Below are 6,000 nucleotides of genomic sequence, written 5' to 3' on the forward strand. Positions count from 1 at the left end.
AGTTCGGCGGCAAGCACAGTCTACCGGTCAGCCCGCGCCACTTGCGGCGTCACCGGATTGCCGCATGGCGTGCGGCTGAGAAGCCGCATCGGCGAAAGCAGGCCGGCGAAGGTCCAGCGCGTCAATTGCCGGCCTCCAGAGGCAACTCACTCCACCGTCACGCTCTTGGCCAGGTTGCGCGGCTTGTCCACGTCCGTCCCCCGCGCCACCGCCGTGTGATACGCCAGCAGCTGCAGCGGCACCACGTGCAGGATCGGGGACAGTGCGCCGTAGTGTTCGGGCATGCGGATGACGTGCAGGCCTTCGGCGTTGGTGATGCGGGTGTCGGCGTCGGCGAAGACGTAGAGCTGGCCGCCGCGGGCGCGGACTTCCTGCAGGTTGCTCTTGAGCTTCTCCAGCAGCGCGTCGTTCGGCGCCACCGTGACCACCGGCATTTCGGAGGTGACCAGCGCCAGCGGGCCGTGTTTGAGCTCGCCTGCGTGGTAGGCCTCTGCGTGGATGTAGCTGATCTCCTTGAGCTTCAGCGCGCCTTCGAGGGCGATGGGGTAGTGCAAGCCGCGGCCGAGGAAGAGTGCGTTTTCCTTGCGGGCGAAGGCTTCGGCCCAGGCCACCACCTGCGGCTCCAGCGCCAGCACGGCCTGCAGCGCGGCGGGCAGGTGGCGCATGGCCTTCAGGTGGGCGGCTTCCTGTTCGTCGCTCAGGTGGCCGCGCACTTGGGCGAGCGCCAGCGTCAGCAGGAACAGGCCGGCGAGCTGGGTGGTGAAGGCCTTGGTGCTGGCCACGCCCACTTCCACGCCGGCACGCGTGATGTAGGCCAGCTTGCATTCGCGCACCATCGCGCTGGTGGCCACGTTGCAGATGGTCAGCGTGTGCGGCATGCCGAGCGCGCGGGCGTGCTTCAGCGCGGCCAGCGTGTCTGCCGTCTCGCCGCTCTGGCTGATGGTGACGACGAGGGTGCGCGGGTCCGGCACGCTGTCGCGGTAGCGGTATTCGCTGGCGATCTCGACGCTGGTGGGAATCTTGGCGATGCTTTCGAGCCAGTACTTGGCGGTGGAGCCCGAGTAGTAGCTGGTGCCGCAGGCGAGGATGAGCACGCGGTCCACTTCCTTGAAGACCTTGTACGCGCCGTCCCCAAAAAGCTCGGGCGTGATGCCGGCCACGCCTTCCAGCGTGTCCGCAATCGCGCGCGGCTGCTCGAAGATTTCCTTCTGCATGTAGTGGCGGTACGGGCCCAGTTCGGCGGCGCCAGTGTGGGCCTGCACGATGCGCACTTCGCGCTGCACAGGGCGGAACTGGCCATGTTCGTCCCTGGCGACGATCCAGTGCTTGCCAATCTGGATGTCGACCACGTCACCCTCTTCGAGGTAGACGATGCGGTCGGTGACCCCCGCCAGCGCCATTGCGTCGGACGCCAGGAAGTTGGCGCCGCCGCTGGACTCAAGGCCGAGGCCCAGGATCATCGGCGAGCCTTCGCGGGCGCCGACCACGCGCTGCGGCTCGTCGCGGCAGAAGACGGCGATGGCGTAGGCGCCCTTCAGGCGCAGCACGGCGCGCTGCACGGCGTCGAACAGGTCGCCGTCGTAGAGGTGGTGCACCAGGTGGGCGATGACCTCGGTGTCGGTCTGGCTCTCGAAGGCGTAGCCCTTGGCCTTCAGCTCGTCGCGCAGCTGCTCGTGGTTTTCGATGATGCCGTTGTGGACCAGCGCAATCTTGCCGCTGGAGAAGTGCGGGTGCGCGTTGTGCACCACCGGCGCGCCGTGCGTGGCCCAGCGGGTGTGGGCGATGCCGGTGCCGCTGGCCACGCCGTCGGCGTCAATCTGCTGCTGCAGCTCAGCCACGCGGGCCGTCGAGCGGGTGCGGCGCAGCTCACCATCCTGGTAGACCGCCACGCCGCAGGAGTCATAACCGCGGTACTCCAGCCGTTGCAAGCCTTGCACGAGGACGGGGACGATGTTGTGGTGACTGACTGCGCCGACGATGCCGCACATGGGGTGCTCGCTTTCTGTGAGGGAACGAGACGAATCGTAGGCCTCCCTGCGCAACATAAGCTTGCCGGATTCATGCCAATGTGAAATATTCGGTCATCACTGATTTACGATGGCCGAATATTTCAAAGTGAGCACATCAGAGAACTTTTCCGCCACACTGGACGCCATCGACTGGCGCCTGCTGGACCTGCTGCAGGCCGACGCCAGCCTCACCAACCAGGCGCTGGCCGAGGCCGCGCATGTATCGCCGGCCACCGCGCTGCGCCGCATCAAGCGGCTGCGCGAGATGCGCGTGATCGAGCGCTTCACCGCGCTGCTGGCCCCCGCCTTCGCCGGCCGCGGGCTGCAGGCCATTTGCGAGGTGACGCTGGACCGCCAGGGCGTCGAGCACCTGGACGCTTTCGAGTCGCGCGCACTGGCGTTTGACGGCGGCGCGGCGAGCGTGCTTCAGCAATGCTGGCGCGTCTCGCCCGGGCCGGACTTCGTGCTGGTGACCTGGGCCGCCGACATGCCGGCCTTCCTGGCGCTGACCCAGGCGCTGTTCACGCAGGACGCCAACGTGCGCAACGTGAAGAGCTTTTTCGCGGTGAAGCGGGCGAAGTTCGACCCGCGGATGCCAGCCCCCTCGCCAGCCTGATCAGGCCGCTGCCTTCGGGATCGGCGGCGTGAACTGCAGGCTGCCGGCGATGCGGTTCCAGGCGTTGATCGCGCCGATGGAGGTCGTCAGCAGTGCAATCTCCTTCTCGCTGAACTGCGATTGCAGCTCGGCGTAGGCCGTGTCGGTGATGGGCTGGCCGGCCATCAGCGTCAACGCTTCGGTCCATTGCAGCGCGGCGCGTTCGCGGGCGGTGTAGACGCTGCCGGCTTCGTGCCAGGTGGCGGCCAGGTCCAGCTTGGGCGCGGGCACGCCCAGCTTGCGGGCCAGGTTCAGGTGGAACTGCAGGCAGAAGGCGCAGCCGTTGAGCTGCGAGGCGCGCACCTTCAGCAGTTCGGTCAAGGACTTGTCCAGCCCGCCTTCGTCGACCGCCTGGCCGAGCGCGCGCAAGGCCTTGATGACTTCGGGCGCGTGGATTTCGAAACTGGCCCAATCGATGCGCGGGCCGTGGGGATCCTGGGATGAAGTGCTCATGCCCGAACGATAGCCAGTTTCACGACACGCGCTTGTACCCACCCGGCACGCCACGCGGCGACAGCACCCATTGCCAGAGCTGGATGTCCCTCGCGCGGAAGGCGCCAGCGCAGCTCAGCAGGTAGTAGCGCCACATGCGGTGGAAGCGCTCGCCCAGGCGCTCGGCGAAACGCGGCCACGCGGCCTCGAAGCGCTGGCACCAGCACATCAGCGTGTGGTCGTAGTCGGCGCCGAAGTTGTGCAGGTCTTCGACGACGAAATGAGGTTCGGCGCTGCGGCCAATGCGCGCAATGCTGGGCAACTCGCCATTCGGGAACACGTAGCGGTGGATCCACGGGTCTGTGCCATGCCCGCTGTCGTTGCGGCCGATGGTGTGCAGCAGGAACAGCCCGTCTTCGGCCAGGCAGCGGCGGGCCACGCTCATGTAGGTGGCGGCATTCTTGTGACCCACGTGCTCGAACATGCCCAACGAGACGATGCGGTCGAAGCGCTCGTTCAGTTCGCGGTAGTCCTGCAGCCGGAATTCGACGGGCAGGCCTTCGCACAGTTGCCGGCCCAGTGCCACCTGCTCGGCCGAGACCGTGACGCCCACGCAGCGCACGCCGTAGCGCTCGGCGGCGAATTTCATGAAGCTGCCCCAGCCGCAGCCGATGTCCAGCACCCGCATGCCAGGCTTCAGCCCCAGCTTGCGGCAAACCAGGTCCAGCTTGGCTTCCTGGGCCGCATCCAGCTGCTCGGCCACCGCCGGCGGCTTGCCGGCCCAGTAGGCACAGGTGTAGGTCATGCGCTGGTCCAGCATGGCTTGGTAGAAGTCGTTGCCCAGGTCGTAATGCCGCTCGCCGACCTGGAAGGCACGGCGCGGGTTCTGCAGGTTCAGCAGCTTCGCCTTGAGCCCGTGCCACAGCACCGGCCAGGGCGTCACGCGCTGGTCCAGCCGGGCCTTGAGCAGGCGCTCGAACAGCTGGTCCAGCCGGTCCGCCACCCACCAGCCGTCCATGTAGGCCTCGCCCAGCCCGAGCGAACCCTCGGCCAGCACGCGCTGCGGCAATTGCTCGAACTGCGCGGTGGCGCCGGGCGCCGGTCGCATGTCCCAGGGTCGGTCACCGCCCAGGCGCACGTCGGCCAGTTCAAGCAGCCGCTGCAGCGCGTCGCGCGAGCCGGCGTTGCCCTCGGCCCGCCCAGCGGCCGAACCCTTGTCCAGCAATTCCATGTCCATGCTGTGAAACCTCGCGCTCCTTGGAGACCGCAGGCTGGACCTTCACGCCGGGTGCTTCGCATGGCACGGGCGGGGTGGCTCGCGGCAAATGTCACGAAGAAAAACCATACCGTCTGCGTCCCGCCCGGGCACTGCCTCACGCCAGAAGCAATGCCCCCGGCAGGGGCTTGATCGGTGCACGCATGCCGAGGCAATTGGTGTGCGCGCTACTTTTTCAGGATCACCAGGCCCTTGAGGTATTCGCCTTCGGGGAAGCAGACCGTCGTGGGATGGTCCGGCGCGGCTTCCAGGCGCTGCAGCAGGTAGCCGTCCGCCGGCGCGTCCATGCCGGCGCCGGCGACGATCTTGTGGAACAGGTCGGCGCTGATGCCGCCGGAGCAGCTGAAGGTCAGCAGCAGGCCGCCCGGCGCCAGCAGCTTGAAGGCCAGGCGGTTGATGTCCTTGTAGGCGCGGCTGGCGCGCTCGGCATGCGCCGCAGTGGGCGCAAACTTCGGTGGGTCGAGCACGATGGCGTCGAACTGCCTGCCCGCTTGCAGGCACTGGCGCAGCGTGGCGTTCACGTCGGCGTCCAGCGCGGTGTGGCGGGCCGGGTCGAAGCCGTTCAGCGCGACGTGGGCGGCGGCGCGGGCCAACGAAGGGCCGGAGGAGTCCACGCTGGTGACCTCGGCCGCGCCACCGGCCAGCGCGGCGATGGAGAAGCCGCCCGTGTAGCTGTAGCAGTTCAGCACCCGCTGGCAGCCGAACTGGCGCACCAGCCGGGCGAACAGCGCGCGGTTCTCGCGCTGGTCCAGGTAGTAGCCGGTCTTGTGGCCCTCGGCCACGTCCAGCGTGAGCTGAATGTCGTGCTCGCGCAGCGTGACGCTGCTGTCGCCATCGCCGCGCAGCCAGCCGGTCACCTCGGGCAGGCCTTCGAGCTCGCGCACGCTGACGTCCGAGCGCTCATACAGCCGGGTGCAGCCCAGCGCAGCGGTTTCAGCCAGCAGCGCGTCGGCAATCACCGCCTTCCAGCGCTCGCTGCCGGCCGAGAGGAACTGCGCGCTGAGGATGTCGCCGTAGCGGTCCACCACCAGGCCGGGCAGGCCGTCGGCCTCGCCGTGCACCAGGCGCACGCCGTTGCTGGCGACGGCCAGGCGCGCCCGCATGGCCACCGCGGCGCGGATGCGGCGCTGGAAAAACGCGGCGTCAATGCGCTCTGCCTCGTCGAAGCTCCAGGCCCGCACGCGGATCTGCGACAGCGGGCTGAATGCGGCCCAGGCCAGGAACTGGCCGTCATGGCTTTCGACCCGCACCGTCTCGCCCGCGTCGGCCTTGCCTTTTTCAACGCTGCCGGCGAACACCCAGGGGTGGCGGCGCAGCAGCGAACGTTCTTTTCCTTCGCGCAGGCGGATGGCTTTCATGCGCTGGATTGTCGCCTGCCCTGCTGCGGCAGCCAGGGCAGCGGCCTGACCTTGGATGCGGCAAAGCGGCCACTGAGTCCTTCATCTGTATCTAATTCCACTGACCTGGGGAAAACCAGACCAGTTATACGCAATGAAGTACAGACACTGGCAGCGGCAGTATCAAAACCGCGGACCTCCCTCGCTGAAGATGCGCACGCTGCGCCATGCGGGCAGGCAGCGACAACACCAAACGCCCCGACATCTCAGGAGACACACAACATGAACCGC

At 67.7% G+C, this 6,000-nt stretch carries 5 protein-coding genes; 1 reads left to right on the forward strand and 4 read right to left on the reverse strand.

Annotation, left to right across the window (positions count from 1 at the left end):
* Positions 1–146: 146 nt before the first annotated feature.
* On the reverse strand, positions 147–1,988 hold the full coding sequence (glmS, locus tag ACAH41_RS22505) for a glutamine--fructose-6-phosphate transaminase (isomerizing) (protein ID WP_370538478.1): 1,842 nt from the start codon (positions 1,986–1,988) through the stop codon (positions 147–149).
* Between the two features lie 109 nt (positions 1,989–2,097).
* Here glmS and ACAH41_RS22510 point away from each other — a divergent pair, with 109 nt between their 5' ends.
* The gene (locus ACAH41_RS22510; RefSeq protein WP_370538479.1) at positions 2,098–2,625 is read left to right on the forward strand and encodes an Lrp/AsnC family transcriptional regulator; all 528 of its coding nucleotides are present in this window, start codon (positions 2,098–2,100) and stop codon (positions 2,623–2,625) included.
* Here ACAH41_RS22510 and ACAH41_RS22515 read toward each other — a convergent pair whose 3' ends face one another.
* The 3 genes from ACAH41_RS22515 to ACAH41_RS22525 all read right to left on the reverse strand — a co-directional run bounded on the left by ACAH41_RS22515 (position 2,626) and on the right by ACAH41_RS22525 (position 5,730).
* Positions 2,626–3,117 carry a carboxymuconolactone decarboxylase family protein gene (locus tag ACAH41_RS22515; protein WP_325651523.1) on the reverse strand — a complete coding sequence of 164 codons (492 nt, stop codon included), beginning with the start codon at positions 3,115–3,117 and terminating at the stop codon, positions 2,626–2,628.
* A 19-nt stretch (positions 3,118–3,136) separates the two neighbouring features.
* Positions 3,137–4,327: a cyclopropane fatty acyl phospholipid synthase gene (cfa, locus tag ACAH41_RS22520; protein WP_370538480.1), complete on the reverse strand. Its 1,191-nt coding sequence runs from the start codon at positions 4,325–4,327 to the stop codon at positions 3,137–3,139.
* 212 nt (positions 4,328–4,539) lie between these two features.
* Positions 4,540–5,730: a class I SAM-dependent methyltransferase gene (locus tag ACAH41_RS22525; RefSeq protein WP_325651525.1), complete on the reverse strand. Its 1,191-nt coding sequence runs from the start codon at positions 5,728–5,730 to the stop codon at positions 4,540–4,542.
* Positions 5,731–6,000 lie beyond the last annotated feature (270 nt).

This window comes from Ideonella sp., from assembly GCF_041287625.1.
In the GTDB taxonomy this organism is placed as follows: domain Bacteria; phylum Pseudomonadota; class Gammaproteobacteria; order Burkholderiales; family Burkholderiaceae_C; genus Ideonella.

Coding starts and splice junctions, on each gene's coding strand:
- ACAH41_RS22510 (WP_370538479.1), top strand. CDS start 2,098: ATGGCCGAATATTTCAAAGTGAGCACATCAGAGAACTTTTCCGCCACA.
- ACAH41_RS22515 (WP_325651523.1), bottom strand. CDS start 3,117: ATGAGCACTTCATCCCAGGATCCCCACGGCCCGCGCATCGATTGGGCC.
- glmS (WP_370538478.1), bottom strand. CDS start 1,988: ATGTGCGGCATCGTCGGCGCAGTCAGTCACCACAACATCGTCCCCGTC.
- cfa (WP_370538480.1), bottom strand. CDS start 4,327: ATGGAATTGCTGGACAAGGGTTCGGCCGCTGGGCGGGCCGAGGGCAAC.
- ACAH41_RS22525 (WP_325651525.1), bottom strand. CDS start 5,730: ATGAAAGCCATCCGCCTGCGCGAAGGAAAAGAACGTTCGCTGCTGCGC.